Origin of the sequence: Kitasatospora sp. NPDC051984, assembly GCF_044593455.1 — a bacterium.
Lineage (GTDB): Bacteria > Actinomycetota > Actinomycetes > Streptomycetales > Streptomycetaceae > Kitasatospora.
Map to the genome: position 1 here is coordinate 95846 of NZ_JBIUCB010000007.1, position 13723 is coordinate 109568.

Annotated in this window: 15 protein-coding genes; 7 read left to right on the forward strand and 8 right to left on the reverse strand. The window is 72.3% G+C overall.

The genetic code is table 11. From position 1 onward, the window contains the following. Positions 1 to 140 precede the first annotated feature (140 nt). Positions 141 to 1382 (forward strand): benzoate/H(+) symporter BenE family transporter, encoded by a 1242-nt coding sequence (locus ACIHEI_RS16215; RefSeq protein WP_396607042.1) that lies wholly within the window; start codon positions 141 to 143, stop codon positions 1380 to 1382. 46 nt (positions 1383 to 1428) lie between these two features. Here ACIHEI_RS16215 and ACIHEI_RS16220 read toward each other — a convergent pair whose 3' ends face one another. From ACIHEI_RS16220 to ACIHEI_RS16240, 5 genes are all read right to left on the reverse strand, one after another. Next, the gene (locus tag ACIHEI_RS16220) at positions 1429 to 2280 is read right to left on the reverse strand and encodes an alpha/beta fold hydrolase (protein WP_396607043.1); all 852 of its coding nucleotides are present in this window, start codon (positions 2278 to 2280) and stop codon (positions 1429 to 1431) included. A 236-nt stretch (positions 2281 to 2516) separates the two neighbouring features. Further along, positions 2517 to 3593: an alpha/beta hydrolase gene (locus tag ACIHEI_RS16225; RefSeq protein WP_396607044.1), complete on the reverse strand. Its 1077-nt coding sequence runs from the start codon at positions 3591 to 3593 to the stop codon at positions 2517 to 2519. Between the two features lie 211 nt (positions 3594 to 3804). After that, positions 3805 to 4776 (reverse strand): alpha/beta hydrolase, encoded by a 972-nt coding sequence (locus tag ACIHEI_RS16230; RefSeq protein ID WP_396607045.1) that lies wholly within the window; start codon positions 4774 to 4776, stop codon positions 3805 to 3807. Positions 4777 to 5045: 269 nt separating this feature from the next. Then, positions 5046 to 5372, reverse strand: a complete 327-nt coding sequence (locus tag ACIHEI_RS16235) for a hypothetical protein (RefSeq protein ID WP_396607046.1) — start codon at positions 5370 to 5372, stop codon at positions 5046 to 5048. 86 nt (positions 5373 to 5458) lie between these two features. Then, on the reverse strand, positions 5459 to 6043 hold the full coding sequence (locus ACIHEI_RS16240; RefSeq protein WP_392945740.1) for a peroxiredoxin-like family protein: 585 nt from the start codon (positions 6041 to 6043) through the stop codon (positions 5459 to 5461). 66 nt (positions 6044 to 6109) lie between these two features. On the opposite strand from ACIHEI_RS16240, the gene ACIHEI_RS16245 reads away from it, so the two are divergent. Then, positions 6110 to 6715, forward strand: coding sequence for a TetR/AcrR family transcriptional regulator (locus ACIHEI_RS16245; RefSeq protein ID WP_396607047.1), 606 nt, complete (start codon positions 6110 to 6112; stop codon positions 6713 to 6715). A 3-nt stretch (positions 6716 to 6718) separates the two neighbouring features. Here ACIHEI_RS16245 and ACIHEI_RS16250 read toward each other — a convergent pair whose 3' ends face one another. Beyond that, positions 6719 to 7351: a restriction endonuclease gene (locus tag ACIHEI_RS16250; protein ID WP_396607048.1), complete on the reverse strand. Its 633-nt coding sequence runs from the start codon at positions 7349 to 7351 to the stop codon at positions 6719 to 6721. 378 nt (positions 7352 to 7729) lie between these two features. Here ACIHEI_RS16250 and ACIHEI_RS16255 point away from each other — a divergent pair, with 378 nt between their 5' ends. Both ACIHEI_RS16255 and ACIHEI_RS16260 read left to right on the forward strand, forming a co-directional pair. Then, positions 7730 to 8137, forward strand: a complete 408-nt coding sequence (locus ACIHEI_RS16255; protein WP_396607049.1) for a hypothetical protein — start codon at positions 7730 to 7732, stop codon at positions 8135 to 8137. 191 nt (positions 8138 to 8328) lie between these two features. Continuing rightward, positions 8329 to 9927: an IS1634 family transposase gene (locus tag ACIHEI_RS16260; protein ID WP_396607050.1), complete on the forward strand. Its 1599-nt coding sequence runs from the start codon at positions 8329 to 8331 to the stop codon at positions 9925 to 9927. 23 nt (positions 9928 to 9950) lie between these two features. Here ACIHEI_RS16260 and ACIHEI_RS16265 read toward each other — a convergent pair whose 3' ends face one another. Beyond that, a complete protein-coding gene (locus ACIHEI_RS16265) occupies positions 9951 to 10601 on the reverse strand; it encodes a MerR family transcriptional regulator (RefSeq protein ID WP_396607051.1) in 651 nt (216 codons plus the stop codon). Positions 10602 to 10693: 92 nt separating this feature from the next. On the opposite strand from ACIHEI_RS16265, the gene ACIHEI_RS16270 reads away from it, so the two are divergent. The 3 genes from ACIHEI_RS16270 (at position 10694) to ACIHEI_RS16280 (ending at position 12587) form a co-directional block, all read left to right on the forward strand. After that, positions 10694 to 11269 (forward strand): DUF4188 domain-containing protein, encoded by a 576-nt coding sequence (locus ACIHEI_RS16270; RefSeq protein WP_396607052.1) that lies wholly within the window; start codon positions 10694 to 10696, stop codon positions 11267 to 11269. 126 nt (positions 11270 to 11395) lie between these two features. Further along, positions 11396 to 11875, forward strand: a complete 480-nt coding sequence (locus ACIHEI_RS16275) for a hypothetical protein (RefSeq protein ID WP_396607053.1) — start codon at positions 11396 to 11398, stop codon at positions 11873 to 11875. A 190-nt stretch (positions 11876 to 12065) separates the two neighbouring features. After that, positions 12066 to 12587, forward strand: coding sequence for a cysteine/serine endopeptidase inhibitor (locus tag ACIHEI_RS16280; protein WP_392945752.1), 522 nt, complete (start codon positions 12066 to 12068; stop codon positions 12585 to 12587). 86 nt (positions 12588 to 12673) lie between these two features. On the opposite strand, the gene ACIHEI_RS16285 is transcribed toward ACIHEI_RS16280, so the two are convergent. Further along, positions 12674 to 13444, reverse strand: a complete 771-nt coding sequence (locus tag ACIHEI_RS16285; protein WP_387864396.1) for a hypothetical protein — start codon at positions 13442 to 13444, stop codon at positions 12674 to 12676. Between the last annotated feature and the right edge of the window lie 279 nt (positions 13445 to 13723).

Here is a 13723-nt window from a genome sequence, read left to right on the forward strand (position 1 = left end):
TGATGATGGCGTGGCGTGAGGTGTCTTCGGCGTCGCCGGTGGGCGGGAGCGGCGAGGTGGAAAACGGGGTGCGGTGCCAGGAGTCGCAGAGCGGCTGACCCGTTGTCGGTCCCTGGCCGGTGGATCGGGATACTGCCGGAATGACAGACGATCTGACGGTCCGACCGGAGAGCGGTGCGGGTGGGGGCGAGCGGCGGCGGAGTCTGCGGCGGGACGTGTCCGGGCCCGCGTTGCTGGCCGGGCTGGTGTGTGTCGCGGTGTCGTTCTCCGGGCCGTTGGTGGTGGTGCTGGCGGCCGCCGCGGCCGGGCGGTTGGATGCCGCGCACACCGCGTCGTGGATCTGGGCGGTGGCGATCGGCAGCGGGATCAGCGGGTTCGCTCTCAGCTGGTGGACCCGGACGCCGGTGGTGACCGCGTGGTCGACTCCCGGGGCGGCGCTGCTGGTGACGAGTCTCGGCCACTACCCGTACCGGGAGGCGGTCGGCGCGTTCCTGGTGAGTGCCGTCGCGGTCACGCTGTTCGGTGTCACCGGCTGGTTCGGACGCCTGATCGCCGCCGTGCCCGAGGGGATCGTGCACGCGATGCTGGCCGGCATCCTGTTCTCGTTCGGCGCCGGGATCTTCGGGGCGGTGCACGGCGCGCCTGTGCTGGTGCTCGGGAGCTTCGTCGCGTTCCTGTTCGCGAAGCGGCTCGCGCCGCGGTACGCCGTGGTGATCGCCCTGGTGGTCGGCGGGGTGCTGGCCGCGCTGACGGTCGGACTGCGGCTGCACCCCGGCTCGGGTGGGCCGACCGTGCCGGTGCTCACCGCCCCCGCGTTCTCCTGGCCCGCGCTGGTCGGCCTGGCGCTGCCGCTCACCATCGTCTCGCTCGCCTCGCAGAACGCGCCGGGGCTCGGCGTGATGCGAGCGTTCGGCTACCGTCCGGACGACCGTCTGCTGATCGGCGTGACCGGCGGGGCGTCCGTCCTGCTGGCGCCGTTCGGCTCGCCCGGCGTCAACCTGGCCGCCATCACCGCCGCGATCTGCTCCGGTCCCGAGGCGCATCCCGACCCGCGGCGCCGCTACGTCGCGGGCATGTCGTCCGGTGCGCTGTACGTGCTCGTCGGCAGCTTCAGCGGCGTGCTGGTCGGCCTGTTCACCGGCCTGCCACGGGAGTTGATCGCCGTGATCGCCGGCGTCGCGCTGCTCGCCTCGCTGCAGAACAGTCTCGCCGCCGCGCTCGCCCCCGAACCCGGTCGCGACGCCGCCGTGGTGACGCTGCTCGCCGCCGCCTCCGGCACGACCCTGTTCGGCATCGGCTCCGCGTTCTGGGGCCTGGTGTTCGGCCTCGCCACGCATGCGGTCACGTCCGGACGGCTGCCGCGGTTGGGCCTGCGTCGCTGACGAGCCCCACTGCCGGCGGCAGTGGGGCTGTCGGTGGGCCGGTGGTTCAGCGGGTGTCGCGGGCCGCGCGGACGATGAGGTCGGTGACCTCGGCCGGGTGGGAGACGGCGACCGCGTGGGAGGCCTTGTCGATGGTGACGGTGTAGGCGTGGGCGCGCTCGGCCATCCACTTCTCGGCCTTCGGCGGGATGTTGTGGTCCTGACCGACGGTCATGGCGTAGGAGGGGATGTCCTTCCAGGCCGCCTTCGAGGCCTTCTCGTCCAGGGCGAGGGTGGTGACCGGCCGCTGGGAGGCCGCCATGATCGCGGCGGTGGGAGCGGGGACGTCGGCGGCGAACTGCTGGTGGAACAGCTCCTGCTTGATGGTCAGTTCAGTGCCGGTGCTGCCGTCGGGCATGGGGATGGAGGTGGGGCTGACGGCGTCGCCCAGGGTGCTGCCCGGGTACTTGGCGGCCAGGTCGCCGGCGCTCTCGCCGACGTTCGGGATGAACGCGGCGATGTAGACCAGCGCCTTCACGTCGGGGTCGCCGGCGGCGGCCTGGGTGATCACCGAGCCGCCGTAGGAGTGGCCGACCAGGACGATGGGCCCGTGCACGCTGTCCAGGACGCTGCGGATGTAGGCGGCGTCGCTGGTCACGCCGCGCAGCGGGTTGGCTGCGGCGATGACCGGGTAGCCGTCGTTCTTCAGACGCTTGACGACGCCGGACCAGCTGGAGGCGTCGGCGAACGCGCCGTGGACGAGCACGACGGTGGGCTTGGCCTGGCTCGTCACGTCCTTCTGCGGGGCGGCGCTGCTGGTCACCGTGGTGGCGGCCAGCAGGGAGCCGGCCACGGCGGTGGCGGCGGCCACGGTGGTGGCGGCCTTGACGGCTGAACGGGTGCGGGAGGAACGGGACATGACGGTCTCCTTGTAAGCGGTCGCCGGTGACACGGTCCGGCAGAAAGACGCGGGTGTGCCGCGCTACGGACCGTTCTGAGCGGCGACGGCGGTTGAACGGCCGCACCGATGACGGCGGGCGGCCGGCTGAGCCGGACAGGTCGGCCGGAAGGGCTGCGCGGTGCGCGGCGTCCGGCCTTGGGGGTGCAGGCATCCCAGGGCGGCCCGGGGGGAGCCGGGCCGCCCTGGAGCAGGGGTCAGGACCCGTTGTGCAGGCCCGCGTAGAGGAAGCGGCTGGCCTGGTCGACGGCCGCCTTCGCGGCGTTGGTGTTGGCGAGGGCGTCGAGCATGGCGAAGTCGTGGATGATGCCGTTGTAGCGGACGCTGGTGGTGTCGTTGCCTGCGGCGCGGAGCTTCGCGGCGTACGCCTCGCCCTCGTCGCGCAGCACGTCGGCCTCGTCGGTGATGACCAGGGCCTTGGGCAGCCCGGCGAGCTGGTTGAGGTTCGCGCGCAGCGGGGAGGCGGTGATCTGCTCGCGGTCCTTGGCGTTCGGGGCGTAGGCGTCCCAGAACCACTTCATGGCCTTGCGGGTCAGCCAGGGGCCGTCGGCGAACTCCCGGTAGGAGGGGGTTTCGAAGTTGGCGTCCGTGACGGGGTAGAACAGCACCTGCTCGCGCAGGGCGGGGCCGCCGCGCTGCTTGGCCATGAGCGTGACGGCGGCCGTCATGTTGCCGCCGACGCTGTCGCCGGCGACGGCGATCCGGGAGCCGTCGACGTTGATCTCGTCACCGTGCTCGGCGACCCACTTGGTGGCCGCGTACGACTGCTCGTTGGCGATCGGGTAGCGGGCCTCGGGCGCGGGCGTGTAGTCGACGAAGATGACCGCGGCCTGGGCGCCGTTGGCGATCTGCCGCACCAGCCGGTCGTGGGTGTTCTCGTTGCCGAGGACCCAGCCGCCGCCGTGGAAGTACATGACCGCCGGGAGCTTGCCGGTCACGCCGGCGGGGCGGACGATCCGGATGTTCACCTCACCGGTGGGTCCCACCTTGAGCGTGCGGTGGCTGACCTCGGCCGGCAGCTTGTCGACGGGACCGCTCTGCGCGCCGTCGAGCGCCTTGCGGGCGTCCTCGTAGGACAGCGTGTAGATCGGCGGGTTCTTCGCCGCCGCGTCGGCGAACGCCTGGGCGTCCTTCTCCAGAACCGGCCCGGACGCCTTGGCGGGCGACTTGGCCGGAGCGGCCGAGGCGTTGGCGGCGATCGTGGCGCCGGCGACGAGGGTGACGGCCGCGACGACGGCGACCTTGCGGTTGATGCGGAAGGGGATGGTGCGCATGGGGAAACTCCTGGTCCGGTGGCGAACAGTGAGCGCCACCGGATCGTCAAGGTGGGGTGAGACCGGACCTACGAGGTGAGACCGGAGGTAACTTGCGGGCGCTGCTTGTGGGTTGAGCGGGCGCTGCTTGTGGATCGAGCGGGCTCGGCGAGTGGATCGAGCGGGCTCGGCGAGTGGGTCGAGCGTGCTCAGGCGGTTCCGAAGGCGGTGTTCAGGCGGTGCCGAAGGCGGTGCGCAGAATGGCGATGGCCTGGCTGATGGCGCCTTCCGCGGCATGGGTCCCGCGCAGGGCGTTGAGCATCACGAAGTCGTGGATGACGGCCTGGTAGCGGACGGCGGTGACGGGGACGCCGGCCTGGCGCAGCTTGTTCGCGTAGGCCTCGCCCTCGTCGCGCAGGACGTCGGCCTCGCCGGTGATGACCAGGGCCGGGGGCAGGCCGGTGAGCTGCTCGACGGTGGCGCGCAGCGGGGAGGCGGTGATCTCGGCGCGCTGCTGCTCGTCGGTCGTGTACTGGTCCCAGAACCACTGCATGGCGTCGCGGCGCAGGAAGTAGCCGGTGGCGAACTGGTGGTACGACGGGGTGTCGAAGGACGCGTCGGTCACCGGGTAGAACAGCACCTGCTGCACCAGGCGGACGTCGCCGCGCTCCTTGGCCATCAGGGTCAGCGCGGCGGACATGTTGCCGCCGACACTGTCGCCGGCCACCGCGAGGCGGGTGGCGTCCAGGCCCTCGCCCGCGCCCTCGGCGACGATCCAGCGGGCGACGGCGTAGTTCTGCTCGATGGCGACCGGGTAGCGGGCCTCGGGGGAGAGGTCGTACTCGGGGAAGACGACGGCCGCGCCCGCGCCGACGGCCAGTTCGCGCACCAGGCGGTCGTGGGTGTGCGCGTTGCCGAACACCCAGCCCGCGCCGTGGATGTAGAGGATCACCGGCAGCGTGCCGGTGGACCCGGCCGGGCGGACGATCCGCGCCCGCACCGAGCCGGTCGGCCCGCCGGGAACGGTGATCCACTCCTCGTCGATCGCCGGCAGCTCGACCTCACCGGACTGAACCTCGTCGACGGCCTTGCGGCCCTCCTCCGGACCCAGGTCGAACAGGTACGGCGGGTTGGCGGTGGCCTCGGCGAAGTCCCGGGCCTGCGGCTCGAGGAACGGGCTGGGGGTGGACTGCGAGTGGGACATGGTGAAGGGCGGCCTCTCGGTGGTCGAAGGGGGGTAAAGCCCAGGTTAGGAACCCGGGTTCGCCCCGCTTGTACGCGCAGCGCACTCGTTCCGGCCGGTCCGCGTACTCGTCGCCGGCACCCGTTGGGGCGTCGACTCGGCGATCACCGAAGGTAGGGAAAGCCCAGGGTCAACAGGGGTAGAGGTGGTGCCGGTGCATGCCGACCTCGATCGCGGTCGCCACCCATGTGCACGGGCGGACCGCCCCCGCGCCCGGCCGGGCCCGGGCTTCAGCGGCCGGCGGCCCCTTTGTGCCGCTTCCCGTGCTTGTCGGCGGGTTCGGCCTGGTCGTCCGGCCAGTCGTGCGTGACGGTCGGCGGACGTCCCTCCGCGCGGTAGTTTTCGCGGGGCCGCCGGTGCAGCACGCCGACGGGTTCGGCCTGGTCGCTCGGCCAATCGTGCCCGACGGTCGGCGGACGGCCCTCGGCGCGGTGGTCCTCGCGCTGCTCCTCGGGCGCGTCGGTGCGGGCCTTCGCCCGGCGCTCTTCGCGGAGCGCCTCGCGGTCCTGTTCGGGCGTGGGTACGCCGCCCGCGCCGCCCTGCGGCATCTCGTCCATGGCGCCGGCTCCCTTCCTCGCCGTCGGAGCCGTCCGACGGAGTCACTTCGCGGGTGCCCGGCCGGGCGGAGTCCAATCGTGTGTTCTCAGTTCGGCTGGTGCAGCGGCGCTCCGCGGTGCGTCGCGGCCAGCGCGAGCACCTGGTCGACCGTCCAGTGGTCGGCCGCGTGGGTGCCGTAGTGGGCGGCCAGGACCCGTCCGTCGGGCGCGAGCAGGAAATCGGCGGGCAGCCCGAGCCGGCCGCCGAGCGGACGGGCGGCGGGGAGCCGCTCGCGGCCGCGCAGGACCAGCGGGATGCCGACGAGCACGGCGCGCGCGATGGCGGGCCAGACCCGCGGGTCGAGCAGTGCGCGAGCGCCGCGCCCGACGCCGTACATGCGGTACAGGCGCTGCGAGGGGTCGGCGACCAGGGCGAACGGCAGACCGTCGGCGTACGGCCGGAGTTCCTCGACGGGGGAGTGGAAGACGGCCGCCTCCCGGATCCCGGCCTCCTGCAACTCCCGGTGGCGGACGGCGAATTGGCGCAGGTGCAGGTTGCAGATCGGGCAGCCGGCGAAGCGGCGGAACTGGAGGTGGGTGACGCCGCCCGCGGGGACGGGCGGGAGGGGCGCGCCGGTGGTGTCGGTGGTGGGGACGGTCGGGGCGGCGGTGCCGATCCGGAGGCGGGACATCTGGGCTCCCTCGTAGGTGTAGACCGTACGCCTAAACTGTAGGCGTATGCCGTACGCTGTCAACCCGTGCCCCGCCCCCGCTCTCTCACCAACGACCAGATCGCCGCCGCCGCGCTCGCCGTGATCGACCGCGACGGCCTGCCCGCGCTCTCCATGCGCACCGTCGCCACCGAACTCGACCGCCGCACCATGGCGCTGTACCGCTATGTCGAGGACCGCGAGGAAGTGGAGTGCCTGGTGGTCGACCTGGCGCTCGGTGCCGTCCTCGACCGCGCCGCCGCCGAGCAGCCGACGCCGCGCGCGCGGGTGCTCGCACTGCTGGAGCTGATGCGCGAGGCGGTCGGCGCCCACCCGGGCGTCCTGCCGCTGGCCATCCGCCATCACCGCACCTGCCGGCCCGCGCTGCGCTGGCGCGAACGCCTGCTGGAGGCCCTCACCGATGCCGGCCTGGACGACCCCGCCCGCGCGGCGGCCCTCCACGCGCTGGTCGCCTACACGATCGGCGCGCTCGAACTCGAACACCAGGGCGCGGCCCCCGGCCCCACCCCCGACGCCTTTCCGCTGCTCGCCGCGGCCCTCGCCACCCGCGACACCACTCCCGCCGGCCCCGCGTTCACCGCCGGGGCGCGGACCGTCCTGGACGGCCTCGGCCTCGGTCTCGGTCTCGGCTGACGGTTACGCGGCGATGTCCAGGATGTCGTAGAGGTGTTCCCCGGCGCCCCAGCGCTCCAGCGCGGCCCGGTCGACCAGGTGGATGCGCTGCTGGTGGGCGAGCTTGCGGGCCGGGGCGGTGAATCCGGACAGGCCGACCACGATGGCGATCCTCGCCCGGTGGACGGGCCGGGCGGTGCCGTTGAAGGTCTGGAGCTCGGGGCTGCCGACGGGGCGGCGGTAGCGCTTGCACTGGACGACCACCTTCCGGCCGTCCTCGTCGCGCGCGATCACGTCGGCCCCGAGATCGCCGGCGCCGCCGACCCGCAGCGCGCCGGAGAAGCCATCCCGGTCGAGCAGCGCCCGGCACATCTCCTCGAAGCCGCGCGGCGCGGAGTTCACGAAGTCGTCGAGGGTGAAGTCCGCCGTCCAACTCGCGGCCACCGCCGGGTGGTTCGGGACGGCGGGCAGCCAACCGGGCGCGGTGGCCCGGACGTAGAGGGTGGCGGTGGCGGCGGCCAGCAGGGCGATCCCGCCGAGGCCGATGCCCAGGTACAGCAGGTGCGCGGCGGCCCACCCCCAGGCCGCCTTCAGCACCACGATGGCGGCGCCCAGGGCGAGAATCCACAGCACGACCTTGACCGCGTCGTCGCTCATCGCCGCCCCAGTCCCTTCCGCTCGTCGGTCCGGCGCCCGCCGCGCCCGACCGTTGGTGTACCAGCGGCGGGGGACGGTAGGTGGGCGGTTGTCCGCACCCGGACCGCCCGGTGGCCGTGATCAGGACATGCGCGCCGGGGGCGTACGCCGTGGCTCCACCTCGCGGGCGGTCGGCGGTCTGTCGATCGGTGAGGGCGGAGGCCGGGCGCGGCCACCGCCGACGAGCTGCGGCGACGGCCCGCGCGGGGCGAACACCCGGGCGCCGTCCGGAGATTGGCGGAATCCGAACCGGTCGGGCCTGCCTCCCTCTCGGATCCTGCTGGATCGGTGAGCGGCTTTTCGGGTGGTCAAGTGCTGCTCCGTCGCTGGACAGGCCCCATGGCGGGACGGAGCTGCTGGTCGGTGCCGGCCTGGGGCGTCTCCCTGGACGTTGCGCAGGAGTGGGGCGTGGCCCCCGAGGGGTACGTACAGCGCAGGGACACGGTGATCACCGGCCTGCCGGCGACCGGCCCCGGATGGGCCGAAGACCTCTGGAACGCCGAGCCGGTGGCCGACCGGCTGGGGTTCCGCGACAGGCCGGCCGAGGCGGGGCCGTGGGCGGTGGTCCCCGACGCAGACCGGCCGCGCTGGCAGTGCAAGCCGCTGGAGGGCGTGGGCCCGCTGCGGTTCGGGATGAGCCACTCCGGCCCGGGTGACTCCCAAGTGTGGGCACGAGCAGAGCGGGCCGGAGACACCTCGGTCAGCGCGGCCTGCTTCTGCGTCGAGGGCTGGGAGTACCACGGCTGACACCACAACAGGGGCCCGGTCGGCGAGCCGGCTCACCATGCTAGACCCATCCTCCGCACGTAACCGTTTCGGATGAACTGATGATCTGGCCGGCACTTCGGCGGGGGTGGGTCGTTGGGCAGGACGTGTCGATATCTCGTTCGCGTCGTTCCCGGGTCCGGCGTCCTCGCATGACGGTGGAGTTGGCCCCGGTGATCGAGAGGCGTCTGGGCGCTCTGCCTGCCTCTGCCGAGTTTCTGCGCCGGCTCGACGTGGCCGGGATCATCGACGAGCTGTGCCCGATCCGCGAGGTCGCGCACCTCACGCACGGGCAGGTGATCGAGGTCCTGGTCGCCAACCGGCTGTCCTCGCCGACCTCGATGGTGCGAGTCGGCAACTGGGCGCGGGCATGGGCGGTCGAGGAGGTCTTCGGGGTCGAGCCGGACCTGCTCAACGACGACCGGCTCGCCCGCGCACTCGACGCGATCGCGCCACATCTGCAGGAGATCACCGGCTCCATCGGCGCGCAGGCGATCGCGGAGTTCGGTGTCGACACCGCCCAGATCCACTGGGACATGACCAGCATGTCGCTGTTCGGCGCCTACGAGGACCAGGAAGAGGGCTTTCCGCAGGTCAGATACGGCCACCCGAAGGACCGGCGGGTGGATCTCAAGCAGATCCAGGCCGGGCTGGCCGTCAGCCGCGACGGCGGGATCCCCCTCTTCCACCGCGTCCACGACGGCGGCGCGGGCGAGGTCGCGCAGGTCGTCGGCGCGATGAAGGCCCTGCGGAAGATCGCCGACCGCAAGGACTTCCTGCTCGTCGCGGACTCCAAACTCGTGTCCTACACGAACATCACCGCGCTGCTCGACGCGAAGGTCGACTTCGTCGCCCCGCTCCCGGCAGCCCAGGTCAAAGCGGAGGTCTACGCCGCCCTGGACGTGGAATCCGCGCAGTTGGTCGACTACGTCAACGACCGCGACCGGGAGCGGAACACCCCCACCGGCCAGCGCGAGTCCTACCGGGTCCTGGAAGACGTCCACGTCATGGCCGGGCCGCGCAAGAGCGACCCGCAGCACCGGCTGCGCAGGATCCTGGTCCACTCCACCGGCAACGCCAAGGGCCAACAGACCGCCCGCGCCAAACGCCTGGCCCGCGCGGCGGAAGAGCTGGGGAAGCTGCAGCGCTCGGCCGGCGGGCGTTTCTACAACACCGCGGCCAAGGTCGAGGCCCGCATCGGCGTGATCGCCAAGACCCGCCGGGTCACGAACTGCCTGCGCACCGAGGTCACCACCGACCCCGACGGGCGGCCGCTGCTGGCCTGGCACTTCGACCAGGACGTCCTGGATGCCGAGACCGCCACCGACGGCTGGTACGCCCTGGTCACCCGGCTCACTCCCGAGCAGGCCGACGCGTCCGAGGTCCTCAAGCGTTACAAGGGCCAGAACGTGGTCGAGCGCCGCTACAACGACTTCAAGGGCCCTCTCGCGGTCGCGCCGATCTTCCTGGAGCACAACCGCCGCATCGCCGCCCTGATCACCGTCATCTGCCTGGCCCTGCTGGTGTTCTGCCTGATCGAACGTCAAGTCCGCCAGGCCCTGGGCCCCGAGCAGACCATGACAGGCCTCTACCCCGACAACCGCCGGGTCCGCCCCACCGGACGCATGATCCTCTACCACCTCGACAGCCTCATGCTCCGCCCCGGCACCGCCACCAGCCCACCGGTCATCCTCATCAGCCAAGGAGTCCAAGCACACCTGCTCGAACTCCTCGACATCGACGAAACCCGACCCCGCTGGCTGGAGACCTAAAACCCCACCCGCGAAGTCACCGGCTAGAGGCCGTAGCGGCGGCCGGACTGCTCGGCCTGGGCGAGGCGGCGGAGGTTGAGGAGGACGGGTTCGAACAGGACGGCGGCGGCGACCGCGTACTCGGCCTGCTCCTGGGGGGTGGGGAGGACCTCCATGCGGTCGAGGTCGTAGACGGCGGCCTGTTCCATGTAGCGGGCGTACGGGAGCAGGTCGTCGGCGCTGAGGGGGTAGCCGAGGCGGCCGAGGGTGGCGAGGGCGGCGACCAGGGCCCGGTGGGCGGGGGAGAGGTCTCCCACCTCGCAGGGGGCGGACCAGCCGAGGCGGGTGAACAGATCGTCAGCGAGCTTGCGGGCGGCGGCAGTTGGCTGGTCCTCGTCGGCCGCGAGGGTCGGCTCGGTGGGGTGGGGCAGCGTCCTCAGGGCCGCACCGAGGCGGAGAGTGAGGCCGAGGGAGTCGTCGTCGACGTGCGCGAGCACCTCCCGGACGGTGGCGACCGGGATGCGGCCGACCTGGATCATCGCCCGCACCAGGCGGAGCCGTCGCAGGTGCGATTCGTCGTATTCGGCCTGGGTGGTGTTGATCAGGCGGCCGGGCGGGAGCAGGCCCTCGCGCAGGTAGTACTTGATGGTGGCGAGGGAGACACCGCTGCTTTCGCTGAGATCTGCCAGGCGCATCCTCTTGTGGCCTCCGTCGGCGAGTGTCACTATCCAAGGCATTGATGAGTGGGGCTATCCAATCACGGACGGTCCGACGACAGGGGGATGTCATGTTCGCCAAGCCGATACCGGGCCGAACCACCGCCGCCGCCGCCGAAGGGAACGTCGTCCTCTTCCTGATCGGCATGCGGATCAACCACTTCTGGGCGCCGCACCACTGGCTGCCCGTGTTCCTCGCGATGCCGCGGATGCTGCGCGAACTCTCCCGCGACCCGCAGAGCGGACTGCTCGGCTACCAGCTGCTCACCGGCTCGCCGCGCACGTACTACGTGGTCCAGTACTGGGAGTCCGAGGAGAAACTGCTCAAGTACGCCGCCGCGCCGCAGCAGTTGCACCGCAAGGCCTGGGCGATGATCAACCGCTTCGAGCGCAAGTCCCGTCAGCACGTGGGGATTTGGCACGAGACGTACATCGTCCCGCCCGGCTCCTACGAGTCGATCTACGGCGACATGCCGCCGTACGGCCTCGGCGCCGCCACCGGCACCCTGCCGATCGAGCGCCGCGGCGCCACCGCGCGGGAGCGCTTCGCGCACGGTGCCAAGGGTGCGGAGGGTGCGGAGGGCCCGGAGAGTGCGGAGGGGCCGGAGAGTGCGGAGGGTCGGGAGGGTCGGGAGGACGCTTCCTGACCTGGGGGTTGACCGAATGTGATCGGATGGCGGCGGATAGAGTCTGGCCCGGATCGGCGCCCGGTGGGGGCGTCGGTGAGGGCTTGACCTGGCGAGGGTGTGTTGCAGGAGAACGGTGTCGGGGCGATGGATCCCGACCAGGGCGGGAAGCTGGCGGCGCGCTGGTGGAAGTGGGCGCTGTCGGCGCCGGAGGAGAGCTCGCCGGTAGCGGACCGGACCGGCGAGTTCGCCGGCTGGCAGCAGCCGTCGGACGTCTGGTTCCTGGCCGGGACGTACGGCGGCCGGGTGGTCCGGCGGTGCCAGATCCCCGCCGGGAAGCCGCTGTTCTTCCCCGTCCTGAACACCACCCGTCCGGCGCTGGGCTTTTCCGCGCGTCCGTGGCGGATGGACGTGTCCCGGGCCGAGGCCGATCTGAACGGAATCCCGCTGCCGCTGCGGGAGTTCGCCTCCCGGCGGTTCATGGTGGGTATTTTCCCACAGGTCGCGTGGGGCCTGTGGGGTGCGCTGGAGCCGCTCACGCCCGGGCATTACGTGCTGGCGATCAACGGGACGGCCGGGGACTTCGAGGTGGACACCACCTACCACCTGGACGTGGTCGCGTCCTGACGCAGGGCCCTTCGAGGGGTGGTCCGGCAAAGTTTACCGAGTTGTGGCCATGACAACTTGTCAAAAGTGTGGACCGCGAACGGTCGCTTCCGTAGGTTCGGTGCCTCCCGGTGACAGTGCGATCGCCGAACTCCCATTCGGGTTCGGCGAGTTGCCACTGCCACATCGAGTGCTGCGATGCGGAGGAAGCATGCGTGTCACCCGTAGGAACCTCAGGCTGCTGGCGGGCGCCCCGCTCGCCGCAGCCGCCCTGCTCGCGCTGACTGCCGGCCCCGCCGGCGCCGCGATACCGATCAACAAACCGATGACCGGCATGGCCACCTACTTCACCGACACCGGCTACGGCGCCTGCGGCACCCAGATCAACGCCGGCACCCAGATGCTGGTCGCCGTCCCCGCCAGCTGGTGGACCACCGCGAACCCGAACAACGACCCGGTCTGCAAGGGCATTTCGGTGAAGGTGACGTACCAGGGCAAGACGCTGACCCTGCCGGTCAAGGACAAGTGCCCGTCCTGCGCCTCCACCCACCTGGACCTGAGCAAGCCGGCGTTCGCCCAGCTCGCCCCGCTCGACCAGGGCGTCATCAACGGGATCACCTGGCAGTTCGTGCAGACCACCCTCACCGGGCAGACCGTCGCGCTGAGCGCCCCGGTCAGCGGTTCCGTCGGCGGGCAGGCCGCGCCGCAGGACGCTCCGCTCACCGGCTTCTAGGCCCCGCTCGGCCGGTGTCCGCGTTCGCGTGCGGGCACCGGCCGGGGCGGTCCGTCGGCGCCGCCGACCGTCAGTGGCGCCGACCGTCAGCGGCGCCGACGGTCGGCGGACGCCAGGGCGAGGACCGCCGCCACGATCACCACGGCCAGCACCAGGCTCACCGGGCCGGTGCCCAGGTCGAGGCCGCCGCGTTCCCGGCTGACGCCGGCCCAGTCGGCGAAGCACGCGCCGAGCGGGCGGGTGAGGACGTACGCCCACCAGAACGCGAGGACCGGCGGCAGCCGCAGCAGTCGGTGGCCCAGCGCGGGCACCGCGATCAGGGCGGCGAACAGCAGGCCGGACGGGAGGTACCCCCAGCCGAGGGTGGCGGCAGTCAGGTCGCCGACAGCGGTGCCCAGGGCGAAGGTCGCCATCACCGCCGTCCAGTAGAAGACCTCCCGGCGGCCGCCGCGCACCGTCTCCACCGCGAGCGTCCCCTCCGTGCGGCGCCACACCCAGAACACGGCGGCCAGCGCCAGCGTGAACGCGGCGGCCGAGACCGCGTACGGCACCCCCAGCGCCACGTGCGCCACGTCGGCGGCCATCGTGCCGAACACGCTGACCATCACCACGGCCGCCCAGTAGACCGCGGGCCGGTACCGGCCGGCCCGCGCCTGGGCGAAGAGCGCCGCCGCGAGCAGCACCGTGGCACCCGCCACCGCCGGAATCGGACCGAGCGTGCGCGCCAAGTAGTCGGAGGTGGTCTCGCCCATCCCCGTGGTGAGCACCTTCACCACCCAGAAGCCGGCCGTCACCTGCGGCACCTTGCTCCACAGCGGAGCGGGGCGCTGCCCGTTCAGCCGGTCGGTCCCGGTCATCGTCGTCGTGGCGCCCACAGCGGCGGCACTCCTCTCGGTGGCGCGGCCCGGCCGCGCGGGGTCGTTGCGGTGGCCGGGCGGCAACAGGGTGGGCGGCAGGGCCGACACCGGTGCGGCAACAGGGCCGGTCAGCAGCATGGCCGGGCGAAGCTGAAGGGAAGCTGAAGACCTCGCCGGTCTCCCGTCCGGTGGGTGGCGGGTCTCCCGTCCGGAGGGTGGCGCCTGCCCCGTTCGGAGGGTGGCGCAAGGCCGTCGCAGACCAGTGGTCGGCGGGGAAGG

What these genes read in the sequence shown, in the direction of transcription:
- ACIHEI_RS16250 (WP_396607048.1), bottom strand. Translation starts at nt 7,351, where the DNA reads ATGAGCGACGACGCGGTCAAGGTCGTGCTGTGGATTCTCGCCCTGGGC.
- ACIHEI_RS16240 (WP_392945740.1), bottom strand. Translation starts at nt 6,043, where the DNA reads ATGTCCCGCCTCCGGATCGGCACCGCCGCCCCGACCGTCCCCACCACC.
- ACIHEI_RS16230 (WP_396607045.1), bottom strand. Translation starts at nt 4,776, where the DNA reads ATGTCCCACTCGCAGTCCACCCCCAGCCCGTTCCTCGAGCCGCAGGCC.
- ACIHEI_RS16225 (WP_396607044.1), bottom strand. Translation starts at nt 3,593, where the DNA reads ATGCGCACCATCCCCTTCCGCATCAACCGCAAGGTCGCCGTCGTCGCG.
- ACIHEI_RS16255 (WP_396607049.1), top strand. Translation starts at nt 7,730, where the DNA reads ATGGCGGGACGGAGCTGCTGGTCGGTGCCGGCCTGGGGCGTCTCCCTG.
- ACIHEI_RS16220 (WP_396607043.1), bottom strand. Translation starts at nt 2,280, where the DNA reads ATGTCCCGTTCCTCCCGCACCCGTTCAGCCGTCAAGGCCGCCACCACC.
- ACIHEI_RS16270 (WP_396607052.1), top strand. Translation starts at nt 10,694, where the DNA reads ATGTTCGCCAAGCCGATACCGGGCCGAACCACCGCCGCCGCCGCCGAA.
- ACIHEI_RS16275 (WP_396607053.1), top strand. Translation starts at nt 11,396, where the DNA reads ATGGATCCCGACCAGGGCGGGAAGCTGGCGGCGCGCTGGTGGAAGTGG.
- ACIHEI_RS16265 (WP_396607051.1), bottom strand. Translation starts at nt 10,601, where the DNA reads ATGCGCCTGGCAGATCTCAGCGAAAGCAGCGGTGTCTCCCTCGCCACC.
- ACIHEI_RS16285 (WP_387864396.1), bottom strand. Translation starts at nt 13,444, where the DNA reads ATGACCGGGACCGACCGGCTGAACGGGCAGCGCCCCGCTCCGCTGTGG.
- ACIHEI_RS16235 (WP_396607046.1), bottom strand. Translation starts at nt 5,372, where the DNA reads ATGGACGAGATGCCGCAGGGCGGCGCGGGCGGCGTACCCACGCCCGAA.
- ACIHEI_RS16215 (WP_396607042.1), top strand. Translation starts at nt 141, where the DNA reads ATGACAGACGATCTGACGGTCCGACCGGAGAGCGGTGCGGGTGGGGGC.
- ACIHEI_RS16280 (WP_392945752.1), top strand. Translation starts at nt 12,066, where the DNA reads ATGCGTGTCACCCGTAGGAACCTCAGGCTGCTGGCGGGCGCCCCGCTC.